At 45.8% G+C, this 24,069-nt stretch carries 15 protein-coding genes; 14 read left to right on the forward strand and 1 reads right to left on the reverse strand.

Features of this window, described 5'->3' with window-relative positions:
* Positions 1-144: 144 nt before the first annotated feature.
* Positions 145-996, reverse strand: coding sequence for a hypothetical protein (locus ABR397_RS07045; protein WP_350305091.1), 852 nt, complete (start codon positions 994-996; stop codon positions 145-147).
* Positions 997-2,292: 1,296 nt separating this feature from the next.
* Here ABR397_RS07045 and ABR397_RS07050 point away from each other — a divergent pair.
* From ABR397_RS07050 to ABR397_RS07115, 14 genes are all read left to right on the forward strand, one after another.
* Positions 2,293-3,726 carry an NAD(P)/FAD-dependent oxidoreductase gene (locus ABR397_RS07050; protein WP_350305092.1) on the forward strand — a complete coding sequence of 478 codons (1,434 nt, stop codon included), beginning with the start codon at positions 2,293-2,295 and terminating at the stop codon, positions 3,724-3,726.
* Entirely contained in the window at positions 3,723-4,574 is an 852-nt protein-coding gene (locus tag ABR397_RS07055; protein ID WP_350305093.1) for a HemK/PrmC family methyltransferase, read from the forward strand. Before ABR397_RS07050 ends, ABR397_RS07055 begins: the two co-directional genes overlap by 4 nt.
* 24 nt (positions 4,575-4,598) lie before the next feature.
* Complete coding sequence (locus tag ABR397_RS07060) at positions 4,599-5,873, forward strand: aminotransferase class I/II-fold pyridoxal phosphate-dependent enzyme (RefSeq protein ID WP_350305094.1); 1,275 nt, start codon at positions 4,599-4,601, stop codon at positions 5,871-5,873.
* Positions 5,874-5,916: 43 nt separating this feature from the next.
* The gene (locus ABR397_RS07065; RefSeq protein ID WP_350305095.1) at positions 5,917-6,273 is read left to right on the forward strand and encodes a chorismate mutase; all 357 of its coding nucleotides are present in this window, start codon (positions 5,917-5,919) and stop codon (positions 6,271-6,273) included.
* On the forward strand, positions 6,254-8,320 hold the full coding sequence (gene pabB / locus ABR397_RS07070; protein WP_350305096.1) for an aminodeoxychorismate synthase component I: 2,067 nt from the start codon (positions 6,254-6,256) through the stop codon (positions 8,318-8,320). The genes ABR397_RS07065 and pabB overlap by 20 nt, the downstream gene beginning before the upstream one ends.
* Positions 8,317-9,189 (forward strand): prephenate dehydrogenase dimerization domain-containing protein, encoded by an 873-nt coding sequence (locus tag ABR397_RS07075; protein ID WP_350305097.1) that lies wholly within the window; start codon positions 8,317-8,319, stop codon positions 9,187-9,189. The genes pabB and ABR397_RS07075 overlap by 4 nt, the downstream gene beginning before the upstream one ends.
* Before the next feature lie 22 nt (positions 9,190-9,211).
* Entirely contained in the window at positions 9,212-10,744 is a 1,533-nt protein-coding gene (locus ABR397_RS07080; RefSeq protein WP_350305098.1) for an MFS transporter, read from the forward strand.
* 390 nt (positions 10,745-11,134) lie between these two features.
* Positions 11,135-12,391 (forward strand): hypothetical protein, encoded by a 1,257-nt coding sequence (locus ABR397_RS07085; RefSeq protein WP_350305099.1) that lies wholly within the window; start codon positions 11,135-11,137, stop codon positions 12,389-12,391.
* 677 nt (positions 12,392-13,068) lie between these two features.
* Positions 13,069-17,517 carry a C-type lectin-like domain-containing protein gene (locus ABR397_RS07090; RefSeq protein WP_350305100.1) on the forward strand — a complete coding sequence of 1,483 codons (4,449 nt, stop codon included), beginning with the start codon at positions 13,069-13,071 and terminating at the stop codon, positions 17,515-17,517.
* A complete protein-coding gene (locus ABR397_RS07095; RefSeq protein ID WP_350305101.1) occupies positions 17,510-18,769 on the forward strand; it encodes a hypothetical protein in 1,260 nt (419 codons plus the stop codon). The genes ABR397_RS07090 and ABR397_RS07095 overlap by 8 nt, the downstream gene beginning before the upstream one ends.
* A 15-nt stretch (positions 18,770-18,784) precedes the next feature.
* Positions 18,785-19,438 (forward strand): hypothetical protein, encoded by a 654-nt coding sequence (locus ABR397_RS07100; protein ID WP_350305102.1) that lies wholly within the window; start codon positions 18,785-18,787, stop codon positions 19,436-19,438.
* A gap of 4 nt (positions 19,439-19,442) precedes the next feature.
* Complete coding sequence (locus ABR397_RS07105; protein WP_350305103.1) at positions 19,443-21,914, forward strand: pentapeptide repeat-containing protein; 2,472 nt, start codon at positions 19,443-19,445, stop codon at positions 21,912-21,914.
* Between the two features lie 477 nt (positions 21,915-22,391).
* Complete coding sequence (locus ABR397_RS07110) at positions 22,392-22,637, forward strand: hypothetical protein (protein WP_350305104.1); 246 nt, start codon at positions 22,392-22,394, stop codon at positions 22,635-22,637.
* An 18-nt stretch (positions 22,638-22,655) separates the two neighbouring features.
* The coding region (locus ABR397_RS07115; protein ID WP_350305105.1) for a PAAR domain-containing protein at positions 22,656-24,069 on the forward strand (1,414 nt) is incomplete at its 3' end.

Below are 24,069 nucleotides of genomic sequence, written 5' to 3' on the forward strand. Positions count from 1 at the left end.
GGATAAGGGCTGACTGTGAAGTCAGCCCTTATCCCGATTCGCATTGGACGAGGACTTACGGTGGTTTTTGCTAACCGCCTCCCCTGAAAAATTCACCGAATTAATTGAATTAACTGGTTGTTAATAATTCAATGCATCAAGAATTTATTTCTTCAACAAGGCGATTTCATCCGCATTTTTTTGACTCAACAGAGTAAGATTAGTAATAGAATGGATAAGATTGTCTATCGTGTTTTTCAACGTTTTAATATCCGTTTCCAGTTGCTTATTTTTTTTATCCAATGCACTAATTTTTACCGATTCAGAATATAATTGCTGACCATTTACCGCCTCGGTGCTGTTATTTGAAATATTCCCAGCAGCAACATTCACAATCTTACGTGGATTATTCGGTTTTCCGACAGAAACAATATTTGGTTTGTTGGCAACAGAATTTGCACCTAATGCAATGCTCCCACTTCCTGTTACAGAGGCGTTTTGACCAATCGCAATTCCCTGAGATCCACTGACAATAACTTTTTGCCCAATAGCAATAGAAGACGAACCGCTGGATGAGGAGTTTTGACCAATTACAACTCCTTGGTACCCACTGGCATTAACCTTTTGCCCCAGAGCAATAGAAGCCGAACCGCTGGATATAGAATTTGCACCTAATGCAATGCTCGCATTGCCTGTAGCAGAGGAGTTTTGACTAATTGCTACTGCCTGAATCGCACTGGCAACAACTTTTTGCCCAATAGCAATAGAAGCCAAGCCAGAGGATACCGAATCAGCACCAATCGCAATTGGCCAGATAACTTTATAATCGTTAGGTTCCTCTTTCCTACCCGCCTGTTGATTTTGCCCAATAGCAATAGCTGATTCACTAATTGATTTAGAATTTAGTGGTGAAGCACCAATTGCTATAGCATGTATTGCTGGTGCTTCTGCCTTGCCAACGATAACTGAATCTTTACCAACTGTTTGATCAGTTATATTCATATTTTCTGTAGACATATATACCTCTCAATTTAGAAATTAAATTACTATCCCCTTCATCTTTCAAGTTACTGCTTTGTTGGCTGCTTTCACTTACCCCAGTCACATCGTTATTTATGCTCCTGGGGATGCGTTCACTTGCCGCCGCGCTGCGGCTTGAAATCTATTGGGTATATAATTTTTACTTATCGGTAAAATAAATATTATACGTAAAATTAAGGTTGTAAATAAATTAAAATTATGAGGTTTTAAATATATTTCATGGGATTTATTTAATGTGTCACTAAGCTTTTAATAATGTATTTTTTATCAAGTTTACCATGATTAATTACCTGTAATTATATTATTTCCATATGCTTTAATTATTATCTGAATAATTTATTAATATAATAAATCCAAGTAAATTAAGTAAAATTTATTGATTATAAATGATTTGTTTGTGCTCATTAATACTACCCCTGTTTTTGATTTTTTCTCTTCTTTCATAACAGTAAACCGCGTCAGTGAAGATAAAAAGCGAGTATGATTAACATCCGTTTTTGAGACTAGAGAACGATATCTTCAATGTGGAAAAATAAAAGAGAAATCAGTCACAGGATAATCTGAAAAATTGGCGATTATCTCAACTATTCGATCACTATCCATAATAGTCAATTTCGGTATAATAACATTTGTCTCTATTTTATATATTTTGGTGAAAATTGATGGCGAATATAAATTTAAAAAAACACCTTTCTTGAGAATTTTTGTTTTTTTATTGAAGAGTAAAGGGTATTTATAATATTGTTCCCCGTAACAATTAGAATATAAATTATTTTTATTTTATACTGAAAACATTTATATGATTTTTTTATTTATAATATAAGACTAAATTTATTTGACAGTTTTGTATTTGATGACTATTGTTCTCTCCTGATTTGTGAATGTTATTTCAAATCTAATAATACCCTTTGTTATTATTTATTTTAAATAGAAATAGTCTCTTTAAGAAATAATTTAATTTATTGTTTTTATTTTGTTTTTTTGAAATTACAACGTTTGTTAAATTGATTTTTATGGGTGATTATATATGTCTGATAATGATTTGAAACTATTTCTAATGTGATAATTTGTTATCGCATGTTTGTTTTTAGATTCAGCGTAAATCTGAGTGTGATTCGTCATTTTAATTACTGATGCACACAAGGCTATTTCTTTACAATTGATGTAAAGCAGTAAAAATATCCTCACTGTAAGAGGGTAATAATTATTTGTCCGTCATTGTTGACAAAATATTTAAAATAAATGGGCCATAGGCCATACAGGAGTAAATAAGTGAAATACGACTTTATTGTGGTTGGTTCAGGGGCAATTGCAGGTTCAATCGCCTATGAGCTGGCAAGCAGAAATCTTTCGGTTTGTAGGGTTGGCAGTACTGATCGAACTAATGCCGCGTCCAAAGCAGCAGGTGCGATGAATGGTTGTTTTGGCGAAATTACCAGTGGCTTATTAGCGAGTGAACACGGTAAGTTGAAATTGAATATGGATTGTATTTCCAACGCGCTTTGGCCTGATTGGGCGCAGCGGTTAGCTGATTCTTCTGGTGATACGCGATCTCTGTTCACCGCTAAAGGGACCCATGTGATACTGAATACTGCCGGGATGGAAGAGATTGACAGTGTCAATTATGACGCTATCGAACAAACCCTGAACGAATATGCAGCCCCTTATGAAACCGTTGATCCGCGTGAAATTGCGTGGTTAAAGCCTAACGATCTGGTACGTCCGCTTCGCGCTTTATATATCCCTGATGAACATGCTCTGGATTCGCATTTACTGCTGGAAAAGCTGGACGCGGCATTGGTTGCTGAAGGTGGCGTTCTCAAAGATGAGAATGTTAAGAATGTACTGATTGAAGACGGTTTAGCCATTGGCGTCGAATTGCTGAGTGGTGAGCGTTTAATGGCGGATAAGGTGGTGGTTGCCGCCGGTGCGTACTCGTTGGATCTGTTATCAAATATCCCTTCTATTGTTCGGCAGATCCCGCCGATATTTGCCGGTTACGGGGTATCTATTCTGGTCAAGATGCCAAAAGGCAGAGAATTACCGACATCGGTTATTCGTACTCCTAACCGAGCATTTGCTTGTGGGCTGCATTGTGTACCCCGTGGCGATGATATTCTGTATCTGGGTGCGACGAATATTCTGGCTGAAAAACCACGCAGTCAGGCACTGATTTCAGATGTGCAGTTCCTGCTGGATTGTGCGTTAGATCAGTTGGATATTAACTTACATGATGCTGAGATCCTGTCAATCCAGGTTGGTAACAGGCCAATCCCTGCTGATGGGTTCCCGTTGATTGGTGAATGTGGCGTGGATGGCCTTTGGCTAGCTACCGGGACTTACCGTGATGGCTTACATCAGTCGCCGTTACTGGCGGATTATGCTGCTAATGCATTGACTGGAATAGAAAATACGCAAATTAACTTGGACTCCTTCAACCCGGTTCGTCCTCCGTTAGTGGGTTTCTCCCGTGAAGTGATGGCTAAAGAAACCGTTCAGCAAATGCTTGCCACAGGTTACGAATATCGCTGGGATATCAAACCTTATTGGCTGCCGCTGCTGAATGAAGGCATGACACGCAATTATCAGGATTTGATTGAATCGCTTCATCCTCAGTTTACTCCACCGCCAGAACTGGTTGCTTTCTCTTATATTTATGAATCTATGCGTGAACGGTTACGTATTTACTACGAGGCATGGTCATGAATTTTTCGCTGAAAGATCAGGTTGCTATTGATAGGGCCAGGGAATTACTGGCAGAAGCTGGCGTTTGGGATGTGGAAACCGATCTTGATTGCCTGATTGATCGTTATCTGGAGAGACGCTGTAAGGATCGCGCTCGTGATGAATTTATGCTTGCGGTTCATGAGCGCTGTAACCGGATCCCACTTGGTCATATTGTCGGCATTGCGGATTTTGATGAACTGCCTTTGGTAGTCGGTACGGGAGTATTTATTCCGCGTCCTCATAGTCGGATTATCCATAAATGGCTAGAGAATGAACATGAAGTACCTCAGGGATCAAGGGTTCTGGATTTATGCTCGGGGAGTGGCGCTATCGGTTTAGCCATTGCTAAACGTCGCCCGGATTTAAAGGTCACTTGTGTTGAATATGACGACATCGCTTTTCAATACCTGACGCGCAATATCTCCCGGTTGGTTAGCTGGACGGTTAAAGCGGATGCATTAAAAGCCGATTTACGGGATTGGCAGGCGTTTTCTCAATTTAACGGGTCGGTAGCGTTAATTGTCGCTAATCCGCCTTACGTTCCAGAGCAGCAGGCAATATTACCGGAGTGGGAGGAGCATCATCCTTATGTTTCGGTATATTCCGGGGATGATGGACTCGATTTAACGCGGTTGATTATCAAACAAGCCAAACAGCTACTGCAATCAAATGGCTGGTTGGTCATCGAACATGGTGAAAGTCAGGAGGAGAGCGTCAGAACATTATTTTCAGACGCCGGTTTTTCTTTAGTCCGGACAATTATTGATAAAGATATTTCTGACACAACAGGCAGTTCGGTAATCACTGTAGGTTGTCAGCTTATTTGAACTCAGACAGCAGGAGTCTAGATAATGGATGTAAAACAGAAGCAGGATTGGATGACGATTCGCAAGTCACGGACAACCGGCGCTTTAGCGCAAGCTATTGATGAAGGGCTGACCAATTTCACGGTAGTAGAACGTCATGGTAAGCAAATTACGACAGAAGAAGGCAAAGTTTTTACCGAATTTGTTTCCTGCTCTTATTTGGGATTAGAACATCATCCTGTGTTAATTGAAGCAGCAAATCAGGCAATGGCCCGGACAGGGATACATTTGTCATCGTCCCGTGGTGCGATGCGCCCGCAATATTTGAGGCAACTGGAAGAGCTGCTGGAAGAAATTTATCAAGGCGGCTCCGTTGCTGTTTTCACTTCCACTAGTAATGTTCACCTGGGTGTATTACCGTTATTGGGCAGTGGTTCTTTACCTAACTATCCACTTACCCGGCCAGTACATTGGTTGATGGATAAAACTGCTCATGCGTCTATGCAGGTATTACGCGGTATTCTCGAACAGTTCGGGCCAGTATCGCGGGTTGATAGTGCTGATGAACAGTCGGTACAGCAAGCTTTGCAGAACTGTGGAGAGAATCAACGTACCCCCATCTTGCTGATTGATGGTATTGGTTCAATGAATGGTCTGATTCCGGTTGCAGAATTAACCCGAAAATTGGCTGCCGCCGGAGGCTATGTCTATGTTGATGATGCTCATGGTATTTCCATTGTAGGGCGCAATGGTGCGGGTTATGCCTTTGCTGCACTTGACTATATTTTACCACCTAACCTCATATTGGCAGGTTCGCTATCCAAAGCATTTGGCGGTGCGGGCGGTTTTGTGGTTGTTGCGGGTGCTGATGATGTTGAAGTGATTAGTACTTTGGCTAATCCTTTGGTTTTTGGTCATTCGATTATGGTGCCGATGTTGGCCGCTAACGTTGCCGCAGCAAAACTTCATCTTAGCCTTGAAATAGAAATACGGCAGGAACAGCTATGGAAAAACGTCAATCTGTTTGATTCCCTGACGGGTAATAGTTTGATGAATGCCGGTGTGCAATCTCCTGTTCGTGGTGCTTTATTTGAAAATGAAGCTGAAGGGCTTGAAGCTGCACGTCTGTTGCGCGATAACGGTATCTTATTGTTCCCGGTGTTTTATCCACTGGTCCAGGATGGCAATGCTATGTTGCGTTTTGCCTTCTCCAGTGAGCATAAGGAGAGTGAAATCAGGTGGTTAGCAAATACTTTACTCAAAATACGGGAAAAAGGGCTGAATTGGTCTGAGCCACAAGCCATCGCTCCACAGGTATAAGTGACATAAATTTATTGATGAAAAGGATTGAAATAAACCCGTGATGAAGACCAAATATATGACGCAATCCATAATAGATAAGCAGGACATATTGCAACCTCACAGGGAGTCTCTGGATGTTATTAATATGCAAATATTGGCGCTTCTTTCTGAACGTATGAAGATCTGTATGAAAATTGCTGAGATAAAGGCGGAACAGGATATTCCGATGATGCAGCCACAACGTATCACTTCGTTATTGGCTATGTTGAGGGATAAGTCAACGGATTTTGGGTTACGGCCTGAATATACTGAATCAATATTTCAACTGGTTATTGAAGAAACCTGCCGTCGAGAAGAAGAGCTGATTGATCAGTTGCTACACGAGAAAGCAAAGAATAATGAAAATACTGCTTATTGATAATTATGATTCTTTTACGCAAAACATTGCTCAATATCTGTATGAAGTTACCGGGAGTGTGCCATCTGTCGTCACCAATTCTCTGACTTATGACGAGCTGGCGATAGACAATTATGATGCTGTTGTGCTTTCTCCTGGGCCAGGGCATCCGGCTGAAAGCAGCGATTTTGGTGTCTGTGCTGAAGTCATTGCCCGCGCCGAAATTCCATTATTGGGTATTTGCCTTGGTCATCAAGGAATTAGCCTGGCATTTGGCGGCTTTGTAGAACATGCGCCTAATCCGGTACATGGTTATCGCAGTCGCATCAGGAATACCGGGGAAGGGTTGTTCCTCGGTTTGCCTGAACAATTTGAAGTGGTCAGATATCACTCGCTGGTTTGTACCCGGTTGCCTGATAATCTTAAATGTACTGCCTGGACTGATGATGGCTTAATTATGGCAATTGAGCATACCCAAAGGCCGATTTGGGGTGTTCAGTTTCATCCTGAGTCGATTGATTCTGAATATGGGCGTGAATTACTGAGTAATTTTGTTCATATAGCAAAGACGCATAAAGAGAATAACGGGCAGGAAATTACCGCTCAGAATAAGTGTATTTCTGCCCATGAAGCTTATCTGGCGGTGGGCGGAAAGCCGCATCTCAACCTGAATTACCGTGAATGTCAGGGCATCATCGATCCTGAATCTCTGTTCATTCAACATTATGGCAATGATACTCACTCTTTCTGGCTGGACAGCGAAAAATCGGATAGGCCCAATGCCCGCTTTTCAATCATGGGAAGTGGTAATGAACCGGGTGCTGTCAGGCTTGAATACCGCGTACAGACTGAGAGTTTGCGTTTAACCGGTCCTGATGGTGAAAAGATTGTTCAGGGTGATTTTTTCTCATTGATGTCTGAATTGCTTGATCTGGTGAAAATTTCCACGTCAAAACAGATGCCATTTGTCTTCAAAGGCGGCTTTGTTGGTTATTTGGGATATGAATTAAAGGCGTTGACAATTGGCAGCAGTAAATATCATTCAGAACATCCTGATGCCAGTTTAATCTTTACTCCGCACTTTTTTATCTTTGATCATCAGCAGCATAAGCTTTATGAGTGTCTTATCACGCCCGTAGGTCAGCCACAAAATTGGCCGTCGGAACCGGTGATCATGGCAAAAAATACCGGTGGGGTGATACCTGACTTTATTCCTGGCGCTGTCGATCAGAACAAAATTCGTCTGGAATATGGGGCTCAGAAGTATATGGATGAGATCCATAAATCACTTCAATACATCACCGATGGCGAATCTTATGAAATCTGTCTGACGAATAGAGCGAAGATGGCTTATTCAGGGTTGCCATTGGACGCTTATCGACGAATGCGTCATGCCAGCCCCGTGCCTTATGGCGCCTATCTGGCATGTGGGGATTTTTCCGTACTCAGCGCATCGCCGGAGACGTTTTTACGCATTGATGAGGCTAGAGGTATTGAATCCAGACCGATTAAGGGAACCCGGCCACGGGGAAAAACGGCAGCTGATGATCAGCATTTTCAGGTGGAATTGAGTCAGTCAGCCAAGGATAGAGCTGAAAACCTGATGATAGTGGATTTAGTGCGCCACGATCTTAATCAGGTGTGTCGTCCTGGCAGTGTTCATGTACCTGAATTATTTAAAGTTGAGAGCTTCTCTTCTGTACATCAATTGGTTTCGACAATACGCGGTGAATTACGTGAAAGTACTTCATCAATGGAAGCCATCCGGGCATGTTTCCCGGGAGGATCGATGACTGGCGCGCCGAAGAAACGCACAATGGAGATCATTGACGCTTTGGAGTCATCGGCACGCGGTGTCTATTCTGGCGCGCTTGGATGGTTATCTTTCAGTGGTGAAGTCGAATTGAGCATTGTTATTCGAACGGCGGTGTTACATCAAGAATGTGCTGAGTTCGGCATTGGTGGCGCCATTGTCGCTCACTCCGATCCTTATGGTGAATTTGAAGAAACATTGGTGAAGGCCAGTGTGCCCTATTTCAGTTTTAGTCATATCGCGGAGGAAGTGTGAGTAACCATAAAGTCGTCATTCTTGGTGGGCAAGGTGCTATTGGCTCTTTATTGGGGCGCCTTTTTACTCAAAGTGGTTGCATAGTATACCGTGTTGACCAACGGGCGCAGGGAGAGCATTCTCTCTGCCGCCAGCTTGATATCTTAAATCCCGCAGCTGATTCTGAGGCGATTTTTACTGAGGCGAAGGCGGTCGTCTTTGCCTTACCGGAAGCGGTTGCAATACAGGCTCTGCCTTGGGTGCTATCGGCGGTTGGTGATGATGTACAGATAGTGTCAACCTGCTCGGTTCAGGCGCCTTTCCATTCCGCTTTAAGAGCTGCCGCCCCTGGGCAGCCTTTCATCGGTGTTAACCCGATGTTCTCGCCATCCTTGTCGGAGCAAAAAAGGCCAGTTGCAGTCATTCTTGATAACTGTCATGTTAACCAGCATTGGATTGAGTTGGTATTGACGCAGGTGGGTATGCGCATCAATAGAATGACGCCGGAGGAACATGATCGGGTGATGGCGTTTTGTCAGGCTTTACCCCATGCCGCGATATTGATTTTTGGCCTGGTTCTGGCGAGAAGCCCGTTGGATATTGGTACCCTGGCGACGGTTGCACCGCCGCCAATGCGTACCATGCTGGCGTTATTATCAAGGGTTTTACTCAATCCAATGGAAGTGTACTGGGATGTTCAATATGAAAACCCTATAGCGGCTGAACCGCGTCGGGAATTACTGCATGCCATACAACAGTTAGATTCAATAGTGCAGGCTGGCGATCAAACTGCATTTGGCAATAACCTCAGACACATTGCACAACAGCTGGGGGAACAGCTCAATATTAGTGCTGCTGATTGCCAGCATATTTTTTCAACGCTTGAATGATAATAGGAAAGGAGTTGAGGGGATGTCATTAAATAGAGTTGCTGAGGCTAACGGGCGGGCAGGACTCAGAAATTGGCTGGGATTACTGATATTGATGTTGCCGGTATTGTTGGTGACGGTGGACAATACGATCTTAAGCTTTGCTTTACCGAAAATTGCTGAAGCGCTGGGACCCAGCGCCAGTCAGCAATTATGGGTAATTGATGCTTATTCACTGGTGTTGGCGGGTTTGCTGGTATCAATGGGGAGTATTGGTGATCGTGTTGGCCATCGTTCATTGCTGTTATTTGGATCTTTGGGATTCACCGTTATTTCGGTGTTAACCGCGCTGTCAACTTCACCTGGACAATTAATTGGAGGACGAGCCGTACTTGGGTTTTTTGGTGCGATGCTGATGCCTTCAACTTTGGCTTTAATCAGCACTCTTTTTGAGGATCGTGAACAGCGTCGGTTAGCTGTTGCTATCTGGGCGACAACATTAACTGTCGGTTCGGCGTTGGGGCCTGTCATTGGTGGTGTTCTGTTGCAATTCTTTGACTGGAATTCCATTTTCCTATTGGCAGTACCGGTATTGGTGCCATTGTTGATCTTCGGACCGATGTTATTGCCGGAGTCCGATAAAAAACAGACGGGTATTATTGATGGGTATAGCGTTGTGTTATCGATCATTGCCATGGTTGGTATTGTTTACGCGATTAAACATCTTGCCAGTGACGGGTTTGAAGTAAGTGTCATACTGGAATTGTCTGTTGGTTTGGTTGCTGGCGTGTTGTTTGTTCGCCGGCAGCGGCATCTTCCTGTACCGTTAATGGATCTCTCACTGTTCCGTAATGGTATGTTCACCGGTTCGATTATGGTCAATTTATTGAGTCTGGCCTTGCTGGTTGGCTTTGTCTTTTTTGCCACTCAGGTCTTGCAAATCGTATTGGGTATGAAGCCGATTTCGGCCAGTTTAGCGCTGGTTCCCGGACAAATAATGGCGATTATTATTGGCATGGCGATAGTGCCTGTCGCTCAACGGATGCCAGCTTATTACCTAGTGCCAATGCTGCTTGCTTTTGCAGGTATTGCATTTCTTCTGGTAGCCAGTTTTGGCAGCGATTTAACCACGCTGGTGGTTGCTTTCGCATTATTGAATGTTGGTGTAGGTGCAATTGCGTCGGTGTCTAATGATCTGGTGCTTTCGTCAGTGCCGTCATCTAAAGCTGGGGCAGCATCGTCAATAAGCGAAACTGCTTATGAAGTGGGTGTTGTACTTGGCACGACAATTATCGGTGGATTGGTGACCGCCTTCTATCGCGTCACTCTGCAATTGCCGGATGGGATCTCTCATGAACAGACTGGGTTGGCACTAGAAACTCTGGCTGGCGCTTACGTTGTAGCGAACTCATTAGCCGAGGTGGAAGGGCAACAACTGATGACTGCGGCAGCGGAATCTTTCACCAGCGCTATTCATATGATGAGCTGGATGGCAGCGGTATTGACCGGCGTCGTGGTATTAATCGCCTGGCGTTTACTGAAAGCGCCGCAGAAACAACAAGTGCTTGAGTATTGATAATCTTATGTGCAGCCGTTGGTAATGGCTGCACCGCGTTATGTTGATTATATTTTCATTTGGTTGTAATTTAATTAAAAATATTATTTAAAATAATTGATCGCCTTGTTTTTATGTGCTGGAAATATTTAATTTTATAGAATTTAAATTGAAATAATTAATAAAGTAATTATGCAATAAAATAAGGTAAGAGTGAAAATACACATTGTGAACAACGATAGAAAATAAATTATCTTTGTCTATAATTCTCTTCTCTAAACGGAGATAAATATATCATTGAATGGTTAATGTTCTAGATTTAAAGGGATTTTGTGAGAGTAAAATATCGTGGGGAGTTATATAACGGAAAGATGATTCTAAAACTACACATTTATACTCAGGAGATTTCTTATGAATAAAGTAAAGATTGTTGCTGAAACTTTGGCTGAATTGCGTGAACATTATTATCTGATGGGGATAGAGCAGCAACCAAAACAATTGAAGACTGCGGATTTTGACGGAGCGGTCATATTTTCCGATGATCCGAAAATAGCCACTATTCCACCTGCGTTTTTTACCGTACAGACTATACAAGAACTGAAGAAGTTAGGCGGGGTGCCTGACAGCGATTATGGTCCTGGAAAAATGGAGCCCCATCATCCATTACCTGAACCGTTTTCTGCTGAACGGCTGGCAAATGTCATGGGTAATCATATTGATTTGTGCAAAGCCTTTCGTGCCTATATTTATGGTAATTCTGCTTTGGTCAAAGATTATGAAGACATTATTAATACTAAACGTTTTCCGATGAAAGTGGCGCTATACAGTGGTGATAGTATTACTGTTGCTGCAAGTAATCCATTGATCGTTCAAAGTCAAGATGGTCACGGTGAGCCTGTTGTATTGGTTTATGAGCAGATAACTATTGAGCCTGGCGGACAAATTATTTATCGCACTAATGGTACTGTTCAAACGAATATAATAACAAAGGTTAGCATTTCAGATTCAAATGACGAACCGAGCAATATCATTAATCAGGGAGGTAATGGGAGTAATGGCGGTAATGGGAATAATGGATATGATGGGAAGAGTGGCAGTAATGGTAACGCTGGGCAGGATAATAAAAACTCCTGTGCAACGGGAGCTACAGCAGGTACTAACGGCTCTAACGGTATAGATGGCGGTGTCGGAAGCAATGGTGAAAATGGTAGCAATGCATACGATATTAATCTTAACGTTAATCACATTACCGGCTTAGTGAACTTAGAGACGATAGGAGGTAATGGTGGTGATGGCGGTAATGGGGGTAATGGCGGAATAGGAGGAAGTGGCGGTAATGGGGGGTATTCTACCAATTATTGTAGTGCAGGAAGGGGAGGAAACGGGGGGCGTGGAGGAAATGGAGGAGATGGGGGAAATGGCGGTAAAGGAGGGAATGGGGGTAATATCTATTTTAAATATACTAGCGGTATTCCAACCATTAGCGCTAAGTCCGTAGGTGGTTTTGGCGGCGCTAGAGGTTATGCGGGTTCTAGAGGGATTGGCGGTTATGGTGGTAGTGGTTCTCCCAGTGGGAGCACGGGTCCAAATGGTGTATCGGGTAAAGATGGAATTGTCGGAGCAACCGGTGCCGTGGGCTCTGTCTATATTAACGGTAAAAAGCAGTAATAACACGAGATACTTTTATAGAAGAGTCACGGATATTGCTCGCCTGTGGTTGCAGGCGGGTAATGATCAATTAGAAAATATTGTAAACAGAGTGGTTTATGATTATTAATAGAATGATATTCTGGTATGTCATTTAAAAATTTATTTATGAGATTAATTTATTTAAGAGTTGGGTTTTTATCGTTGAAATTCAGTTTTTATAATTTTGTATAATTACTTTACTATATTGATTTAATTCATGTTTATAATTTCATTATTAAACAACATCTGTGTTTTTATCTTATTGTAATTATTGGTAAATACCATTATGTCTTATTGCTGTTCTTTTGTTTTTATTTGTTAATAATAGAGTTGTGAAATTAAAAATTCTAATTGGTTAACATTAAAAATTAGCTATGTGTCACACAAATATCTACCTTAGTTAATGGAAAAAACTGGAAATCACATTAATATTATTAATTGTGAAATTTAAATGTCACATGCAATTGCTTTCTGTAAAGTAGATAAATATTTTTCTACTTAATTCTAGGTGTTTATCATTTGAAAAATAAGTTTGTAGGGGGATGTTTCCATTCTCATGATAATTATTTTTTCAGAGTTTTCTGCCGAATTACTTATACGGTTGTTGAGTATTTATTGTGATAACAAAAATAATCATTAAGAGAGATAAAATCTAAATGAAAACGCAAATTCTACATTTTGACCTAGCTCAAGGCCATTTACGTACCCAATCCAGTCAATTAAGCCTTTGGGTTGGTGAACATAATATACCGTTGCAAGAACATGATGAATCAAGTTTAGCCAAGTCAGCTGCCGAGAATTCAGCTCTCGATATGGTTTTACGTTACGGTTCGCACAATATTAGCCATTTTGCTGAGATCCCTGAACACTATTTTTTACCTCATCACGTTACTCTGATTAAAGTGGTTGGTGATAAGTCCGGACCTTATCGTTCCTCATTGCCGGTTCTTTACCATATTTCCTACCATGTCCCTAATGCTCATTTACGTCGTTATGCTAAACGTAATATAGAAAAGCTCGCAGTAAATAATGTGGGTATGGCTTTACCGGGTAAGCTCAGTGCTTTTGGTGTTAATAGTCAACATTTGGCGCTAAATTCTATTCATTGCAGTGATCTGTTGGTTGCAGCTAATGAAGTGAAAACGCCGTGGGATGTTGCCTGCTCTATTGTGTTTTCCCATCCGGAATTGGCTAACAGCCAGGCCTATTCGGCATCAATTGTCATGAATGCACATATTGCCCCTCCGGAGGCAATAGACCCGCAGCAATATAACCGGGTTTATGAACTGGCTATATCGATATCGAGTCAAGGGCCAGCGACGGAAACCGGGGGTTTTGCCACTTATGGGCAATTGGTTGCTCCTGATGGCAGCGAAATGTTCTACGAGTTTGATTGGGTTGGTCAAGATGGACAGGTGATTTTTCCCGCCGGTGATCCGGTGATGCAATATAATTTATCGGATGAAACAGAGGGAGGATCAGGTTCACCTGCGTCCAATGCGTTGAGAACTTCGCGTGATGATGGCCGCCTGCAAAATCATAATTGGAGTGTCAGCCAAAGTGCGTCTCTGGACGTTGCCGAATTCAAAGATCAGGCAGCAGCATTGTCTCTTCAGCGGGACACCAGCCAAATCTGGACTGCCACCAACCGTACTCCTAATCACGGTATGGATGTGTATGCCAACAGCATCCGTTACGATAGCAGCCAAAGCCATTTTTCCATTGACTTTAAGAACAACTACTTACGTCAGCTAGGTGTCTATATACAATTCTTTAAAGACACGAAGATGGAACAGCCGATCGATAATCCAAAGGTTGACGGTGATTGGCCATTTTATTTCCCTAAAGAGTTGGCGGCATTATTCGAAACGCCATCACAAAAAGCCCTTGGGGTGTTGGCTAATGTCAATACGATCATGGGAATTCCGATGCCCACGGATCCCACTAAATTTGGCTTGCCTTGGCCGGCTGAAGCTCAGGCGGCTAAATTCTTGTTTGGCGGCTTGGGAACCTCCCGTTGGGAGAACCCAATTGTTTGGCCGGGTGTGATTTTGACCGGTATGTTCCAATACGGTATTCCGGCCCTGATGATGTTAGCTGGGGCCATGGTAACTAACAGCCAGTGGTATAAAGATTTTATTTCTAATAAGGATAACGTTGCCATACTGGCTGGTATTGCTTTCCCATTAATTGGCGGCGGCGCCGCTGTCGGTTCAGCGTTATTCAATACTAAAAAGGTGCTTACCAGTTTAGCCAGTATTGCCATTGGTATTCTGGCTAAAAAAGGGATGGAAGCGTTAGCGATTTATGTTACAGCCCAGGTGGCAGCCAGTGCGGCCGCTCAGGCGGTTCCGGTGGTTGGGTGGGCGTTCCGGTTAGCTGCGATTGCGCTGGATGTGGCACAGATCGCTGTAACCACGGGTGAATTACTTTCCTCGCCCGCCACATTGGAAGTGGATATCAAACGTCAGATGACGCTTGCTTTTACTCTGCATCCTGATCCTGCTCATGGTGAAGTGGGCCGTCCGGAAACCGCAATTTGGCCGCCGGTGGCAGTACAGTGCCAGGTGACCGTTGAATATACCAACGGCACCTACTATACCCAGACTATTCCATTACCCGCGACGGGTTCCAGTACACCACTATCTTTTAATTTCAATTCAGTTGGCTGGGGTGGAACACTCAAAATCAAGGCTAATGTCTATTCAGCCACTGGCTGGTTAGCGGGGAGCTACACCAGTGATCTGCTGAATGCCCAGCCAGACGACCCTAATGAAGGCATCATGCGCGTCAGCGGTAATATAAAAGAGATGTTGGTGCCGCTGACTCAGGTGACTCAATACGAATATTGGGAACAGCTGTCTTACGATAGCGGTAAAAAAGAATACCAGTGGATTGAAGGCAGCGTGCCGTTGGAAACCCAGTCTTCACTCAATTGCAGCAACGTGGGCAAGAACATCTGTAAGCTGGTCAATATGACAATATTGGATTCAGATTATCAGGTTGGTTATTGCTATCAAGCTTCCGGTCAGGATATCCCACTAGAAGATCCATTAAGTCCACCAAATAGCGGCCAGATGTATGTGTTGCAAAACATTTCCACTCTGAGCAACGACACGTTGAATGAGCGTCTGAAATTATCTGAGGTGGGTTTCAAAGTACAACCTCTGATCAGTTATAACAGCTTTGGCGCTGGACCGGACGAAAAAACCATCACGCCTTATAACTTTATTATTGATTCACGGTTTGGTGAATATCACTTACGTCGGGTGGACTTGCGTGATGGCAGCCATAATTTTGGTTTGACGGATAATCCGCTGTCGTGGGGAACTTTCACCATTCCACATCTTGATGCGATGGTGGTTCATCCGAGCGGTTATGTCATTGCAGTCAGTTGGCAATATAGCAAGATGCAGATCCTCGCGTTGGGTGATCAGGGCTATCCGGATGATCAGGCTCCAGCGGCACAGATTGTCTCTGGAGAAGGGGTTCGGCAAGGGCTAACCCATGGGCCAATTGCCCTGACCGTAACGCCAGATGGCCGCATACTATTATTGGAGACAATTAATACCCGTATTCAGGCGTTTGATACTAAAGGGAACCCATTCCCGAGTTTTGCGGGTGCAACACTGTTTCAACTTGCTACTGCTGATTATCGGGCAACACTGGATGCTCAGGAGTTTTCCCCGGCATTACAGCAAGCATTTCGTGAGCAGGGGTTGACATTCCTGTTCAGTAACAGTGATCCGAACTTTATACGTTCGCTGAATGCTGGAGTACTGGACGAGCAAATTATTGCCGCCTTTGCTGAAGATGGGATCTACCTGAGTTATAACCAGACGGCGGACGGTAACATTGACCCAGTCGGCAGTACCGTTGTTAACGTAATACAGCAGGGGCAGAGCTGGTCGGTATATGATCCGCAAAAACCCGCGACTTACACGCTGACAGCCAAGGGACAAACAGTATCTGTATATAACGATTTGAGTAATGTGCGGGTTATCGCTATCGGTCAAGGCGTCAAATGGCAAATTGATGATCTTAGCGGCGCCCGATCCTGGCTGTTAACCCTTAATGCAACGGATCCTGCTCAGATTACGGTAGCGGATTATCTATCCTATATGCCGCTGAATAAGCCTGCCGGGATTACTTATCTGGATGTTGCGGTTGAGTCGAAGGGATATATTTATGTCTTGTCATATCGTAACGAAGGACGGGATCCAACGGATTATATCCTTGATATCTATAATCCTGACGGTACTTTCCTGGTAACTGTCCCTGATTCGACATTAGTGCCTGATCCAGCTAAACGCCAGCATATTGTTGCTGCGCATCTGGCGATAGATTCGTTCCGTACTCTGGTGGCGATGAATTACGGCAAGTTCTTGGGCGAAAATCAACGTACCCAACCACAGATCAGCCAGTGGACGCCAACTACACCAATATTCGATCTGAGTATCGATCAATTACCGATATTCCAGCAACACGATATGGGTAAAATTCGCGCAGTTTTTGCTGACAACAAACACCCTCTTAGTAACAAAGCAACTATCGAAACTATCAATGAAAATGGTTATTTCATCATTACTGATGTTAATACCCGTTACCCAGTCATTTGCACTGTGGATGGCGATAATCAGCAGATTATTTCTGTTTACAGTTTCTCGGAGACAACTATGCCATTAAAAAACTATAGCTCAGGATTTAAAGAGGTCTTGCAATTATTAGGTATCCCAGAGAGCAATGTAACGGAGAAAGTTGTTGTTGCATCTTCGTCGCAAGGCTCTTTACGGCCTGACGACCCACAGTCGCTGGCTCCTTCTTATACGGCAGAAGTGTCGTCAGCAGCAGAGCTGTTGATCCTTTCTGGCATCCCTCCTGTTGAAGCGCCGATATCCTTTCCGGCAACCGTTGATGTTTTTGCGATTGCTGAACTGGAAATTGCTGATGACGGGGTTCTGAACATTAGCAATCCGACTTCAAGACCGATAGTGGTGGTGGTTGACACTTTGGCGCTTAAGCAAGGTGGGCAACTGATATGTGACGCCGCTGTGATTCTAAACGTACAAACCTATACCAAAACTCAGGAGAATTCCCATGAATGAAATGAAAACGGTTAACGAAACTTTGGCTGAATTGCGTGAGCATTATCATTTGACCGGTACCGAGCGGCAGCCAAAGCAATTGAACACTTCAGACTTTGACGGGCCAGTCATATTTTCTAACGATCCGAAAATAGCCACTGTGCCGCCCGCGTTTTTTATCGTACAAACCATACAAGAGCTGAAGGAGCTTGGGGGAGTGCCTGACAGTGAGTATGGACCAGGCGGAATGGAACCACACCATCCATTACCTGAACCCTATTCTGCTGAACGGTTGGCGAATGTCACCGGTAATCATGCTGATATATGTAAAGCTTTCCGCGCTTATATCTATGGTTATTCTCCTTTGGTCAAAGATTATGAAGATATTCTGAACGCTAAACGTTTCCCGATGAAAGTCGCGTTATACAGTGGTGAAGATATCGTTGTCACTGCCAGTAATCCATTGATTGTTGGAAGTAAAGGGAGTCACGGAGAACCTGTTAACTTGAGTTTTAATAAGATAACGATTCAACCTGGCGGTAAAGTGATTTATCTCACCAATGGCACGGTTCAGGCGAACGAAGTGATCATCGTTAGTACCTTAGGTACGGATAATGATGGCCCGAACATTGAAAATATTGGCGGGAACGGAGGCAATGGCGGGAACGGAAACAATGGCTCCAATGGAAAAGACGGCAGTAATGGTAACTCGGGTAAAGATAATAAAAACTCCTGTGCAACGCAGGCTACGTCGGGTACTGCGGGTGGCGGTGGTACTGATGGCGCCAGAGGAAGTGACGGTGAGAAAGGAGGGGATGCAGAGGATGTCAATTTTAAAACCGGCACCATTACAGGCTTTGTGAATATGCTGACACAAGGCGGTAATGGTGGTAATGGCGGTAGTGGCGGCAATGGTGGGAATGGCGGGAATGGCGGGAATGGCGGTGGCTCTACCAGCGAATGTAGGGCTGGAAACGGCGGTAATGGCGGTAATGGCGGCAATGGCGGCGCCAGCGGTAATGGTGGTAACGCGGGTAACGGCGGTAACATCTATTTTACTTACGACGAAGGGGGGAGCGCATCCTTTAAGGCCAGGGCAATTGCCGGCAATGGCGGTAATGGCGGCAATGGTGGTTCTGGTGGTGTCGGCGGCGGCGGCGGTAGTGGTTATTTCAGTGGTAACTCAGGTAAAAATGGCACATCGGGGAGCACAGGAACGGCCGGAAAAGCAGGTACCGTAGGCTCAGTTTATGTCAACGGCAAAAAACAATAACGGCAAGGAGGAGTTATGGACGCAGATATTCAAATTTGGGGTACTAATGGCGTGAATGGCGCCGATGGAGCCAATGGCGCAGATGGTCAACGGGGAGTTGATGGTCAGAATGGTTCTCGCCGCAAGCCACCCACCGCCGGCGGCCCTGGTGGCGATGGTCAATCCGGTCAGAATGGCCTGGATGGTCAATCCGGTTCTAGCTGGTGGTTTGCCCTGCGTTGTAATCGTTTTGACGTACAGAGTGTGGTGCGTATTAACAGCAGTGGCGGTAATGGCGGTAATGGCGGTACGGCGGGTTATGGCGGCAATGGTGGTGATGGCGGTAATGGCGGCCGTGGTAGTTCATCATCGTCAGGGATGCCGGGTGGTACTGGCGGTAACGGCGGCGATGGTGGAAATGGAGGCAATGGCGGTTATGGCAGCGATGGCGGTAATGTTTGGGTCAGATATGTCCAGACTAGCTTACCGAAACCGGTAGCAGCCACTTCTGATGGCGGGGATGGCGGCGTCGGACAGCCGGGTGGCGCTGGGGGGATTGCTGGGCGCGGTGGTGTAAATGGTGATGGTTCACATGCACCCGATGGGGGATATGGCATTGGCGGTATTAGCGCCAGTGGTGGTCAGGCCGGGAGGGCCGGAAAGGTTTCTGTAGTTCAATCAAGAGGATAATGACATGAGTGAATCCAGATCTTTTGCCGGTAAATGGCAATTTGCAGCGACTTCCGGCCAACTGATTACTGTTCAGGCGGATGGTACGCTCAGTCTTTCAGCCAAGCAATCAGGGGCGATAAACCAAATGATTAATGCTTATGGCATGACTATCTTTTGGTTACAGGCGGGCAATGGTCAATACTTGGCCGCGAGCGGTAATACTCCTCAAGCTAATCAATCGCGCAATGGTGCGGTTGCCGAGATCCGGTTGGAAAAGATGGGATCTGGATTTCGCCTGTGTCGTATCAGTAGCAGCGGCGACAGCTATTTGGTGGCGCAACAATCTGGGTTGGTCTGGCAAGCGGTCAGTGACAATCCGCCCCAGACAGCCCAATTTATTCGTACTATCGTGACAAAAGACTTGGAATTTCTAAAAGATTGGGGAGCGATGGGCTCAGATCTGCGCTTAGCTTATCTTGCCGGAGAAAATTTGAATGATATGGTGATGATGGCCGTCGATTTGTCCAATGCTGACCTGCGTGGTTCGACATTGCTTGACACTGATTTAACTAATGTCAAAGCTGATGGTTGCAATTTTAGTGGTTGTGATTTAAGCAAAACTGATCTAACGAATATTCATGGTAAGAATACGCTTTTTGAAAAGTGTATCGTGGGTGGTAATACCAATATGCCTGACGCTGAACTACCCAATGCCATTTTTCGTGGCTGTGAGAACAGCGGCGGTCAGCCTATACTTAATCGTCTAAAAGCGCCTGGTGCGGATTTCTCTGGAGCGTTGTTATCTTCAGTGATAATGGAAAATGCCGATTTATCTCAGGCGAATCTGGTTAATGTTGATCTAAGCGACGCCAGTTTGGCTTCCTGCAACTTTACCAAGGCAATCATGACATTGGTGAATTTGCAAAATACGACCTTGCAAGCGACTAATTTTAGTCAGGCCACATTAGCCGGTACTGATTTTACTGGGGCGAATATCAATAATGTTAATTTCAGCGGCGCTAATCTGACCAATGCCCGTCTATCGTTAACCACCGGTTATAACCAACTAAACCTCAGCGACAGCACCTTATTGGCTACGGTACTGACAGGGATGAATTTGGTTGATGCCACTATTACCGCTAAAACCGATTTTACTCAGGCACAGATGGATGGAGTCAATCTGAGCGGACAGAAGTTGGATCAGGTTATATTCCTGATGGCGTCTATGAAGAAGGCGAATCTGGATAATGCATCACTCAATGGCGCTGTTTTGGTAGGCGCTAATCTGGCCGGCGCCACTATCTTGGGTAATGTCTCCTTGGTAGGCGCTAATTTGTCCAATGCTAGCCTGGAGAATGTTAATCTGACCGGCGCTCAATTTGGCGCCTTATCCACAGTGGCATGTTTGGATGACGCCGATGCTCAGTCGCTGGATAATCAGCAACTGCCTGAACAATTACGCAATCAGTTGTATCAGGGTAACGTGCTGATTAACGGCCAGGCGGAGGTGCTGGTTCGTCAGCCAGGTCAGGACTGGTTGGTCGAACATGATGGTAAACCGTTATTTATCCACCGGCAGAATGGGCAATTGGATGTTATTCAAGACAATGGCGGCGACGCTGCGATTCTTGCCAACACGTTTATGCCTAATGCTATCCTGACTGGCGCTAATCTCTATGCGGTTGATATGTCTGGCGCTCATTGGTACGGCAGTAATGCCAAAGCCGACAACGCCAATCTGGAACAGGTCAACTTATCGAATGCAAACTTAGCTACCATGAATTTCACTCAGGCGCGATTATATGGGGCGAATTTATCCTATGCCAACCTGGTGGGAACTAACTTTAGCAAGGCGATGTTGGAGCCAACCCAAGGTCTTAAACCGGCATCTCTGGCCTTTGCTTCAATTCAAGGCACTATCTTTACTGAAGCTAAATTGACCGGCGCTAACCTGACTAATGGCGCGGTGACTTTATCATTTGAGGAAGCGGGCAAGAAGTTGACAGGCGTTCCCTTATTCAGTGCCGCTCTTAAGCTGGCGAGCTCATTAGATAGTGGCGTTATCTCAAAGGAATTGCGTCAGGTATTTACTGATAATGGCTATAGTTTGCTGTCTGGCGCCAAAATCATTGATAAACAAAATGATAAGTATTGGGTCATATCCAATCAACCGCCGGATACTGATTTGAGTTATCGGGGGTACTGTAACTTTACTGTGATTCGGGTAAGTGAAATCGGCAATAATCACCTACAAATCTGCGGTGGATCGCCATTACGTGTTATCCGTACTGCGGCTGATAATACATTACAGCCGGTCAATATCGCTTTTGGGGTAACGATCGATATCATTCAGGCGATGAATGATGCCACCACTTGTCCAAGTGGTTTGCGTTATCAGTTACTGAATAGTGGTATCAGCTATCAGTCATTGATGACGCCAGGATTGCCGCCTCATCCGCCGAAATGCATTCCCAGCCCGACTGAATGGTGTTAATGAATGAGCACAATAATCTGGTAAACGGCTAACTGGAGTAAAGAATATCACTATGGGTTGCTGTTTTCTGGGGGGCGTTAGCTCCCCAGAAGAATTTTGACATCTGTTGTGTGGTTCAAATGATGCTATGTAAAGCTCCGGTTATTTAGGTAAATTATTAGAAAATATTTTGTGACATATGTCACATTTTAAAGATTGAACGGAAATTAGCCAACCAAACAAACGAGACACCGTAAATTTTTTGTTATATTTTACTCTCTCTTAGGTCACCGATGGCATAACAGCCCAGGTTACCTGTTCAATGCAGGTTATCAATACAAGACTAACAGCAACAGACTGCTAGCAGCCTCATTGTCTTAAATGTTCTTCCTCAAGGCGGGTCTCTTTAACCCCTTGATTATTAATGACTACACGCAAGAAAGCGCCGGACCGAAGGTCTGTGCGTTGAATATCCTCATGAAAAATTAAGGGGACGTGATGTCATTCCAGAAAAATCCACCCAGGCCATCGGGCGCCAAACACCTTGCCGACCGGCTAAAGATGCAAAGCGCCAGCGGCTTACTCTTCACCCTCACGGCCGGTGGATTACCGCCCCACACCTTTGTCGTCGCCGGGTCATGCACAACCACACCGAAAGCATCGGCAATGACCAGCGCCCCCTTTGCGGATGGCCAGCGCGAGGCGCTGCTGGCGGTTATCGACAGCTTCCAGGCCGCCGGATGATTTGACAGGAGGTGCAACATGTCACTTGGTGATGACATCGTCACCCGGATTGCCCGGGTCGGCGCGTTACATACCGCCCCGGCGGCCCCCCCACCGGGCGCTTCCGGCCCGGCTGCGGCCCGCAAAGGCGACCCGATTAAACATGCCAGTTTCCTCGGGGCGCTGGCCGGGGCCATTACCGGCGCCCTGATAAGTGCAGCAGTATTTGCCGTGGCGGCGGCCGTCGTTGTGGGGACCGGCGGATTAGCCACCGTCGCGGTGATTGCGCTCGGCACGGCGGGTACACTGGCGCTGGGGACGGTCATCAGTGCCGCCAGTTCGGCGGTCACGAACATGGTGGACAGTATCGGCCCGCCCAGCGGCGCACTGCTGACCGGCTCCCCGGATGTCTTTATTGAAGGTCAGGCGGCGGCACGGGCCACCACCGATACTGCGGGCTGCAATAAACACCCGGCACCGCCGCTGATTGCTCAGGGCAGTGAAACGGTATTTATCAATGGCTCCCCGGCAGCCCGGGTGGATGACAAACTGGTCTGCGGCGCCACCATCAAAGCCGGGGCTAAAACCGTGTTCATCGGTTCCGGCCAGGGGACTTACCTGGACGTCGCCGAAGAGTTCGCCCCCTGGCAGCGGGCCCTGCTGATGGCGGTTGAATTTCTGGCGCCGCCCTCCCGGGGAGCCATTAAGGGCCTCGGTAAACTGTTCACGCAAACCGGCCGGCTGGCCGTGCTGAACGGGGCCAAAGCCGGCGCCCGGCATGTCGGGAAAATCGCCTCGGGTAAAACGATTTCCTGCGCCAAAACCGCCTTTAAAGAAACCCGGGGGATGAAACGTTACCGGGAAAGCACCCAAAAATTCTTCACCGGCGACCCGATTGACGTCACCACCGGCCAGCTCTTCGACCAGCGCACCGATATCACCCTCGGCCAGACCCTGCCGCTGGTGTTTCTGCGCAGCTGGGCCCCCGGGGAACAGGGCTTACTGGGGCCCGGCTGGACCGACAGCTTCTCCGAATGCGCCCTCACGACCGGCGACCGGGTTGAAATCCGCACCGCCGACGGGGCATCGCTTTACTTTGCCCTGCCGCCCGCGTATACGCACAGCACCAGCCCGGACCACCCGGATTTCACCCTGAGCCGCAGCGAACAGGGCTATATCCTCCGCCACCGGGATTCCCCGGTCCGCAAGTATTTTGCCCTGCCCGCGCCGGGTTCCGCTGAGGAGCCCCGACGCTGGCTGCTGACCGAACACCGGGACGTCTATGACAACCGGCTGCAGTTTCTCTATAACGCGCACGACCAACTGACGCAGGTTATCCACAGTGACGGGCCGGTCCTGTCCCTGCGGTATAACCCGCACGGGCAGCTCACTGACATCCTGCGTACCGATGACGGCTTACAGGCGGTGATGGCCCGCTATCACTACCATGAGG

Origin of the sequence: Photorhabdus viridis (genome assembly GCF_040256935.1) — a bacterium.
Lineage (GTDB): Bacteria > Pseudomonadota > Gammaproteobacteria > Enterobacterales > Enterobacteriaceae > Photorhabdus > Photorhabdus viridis.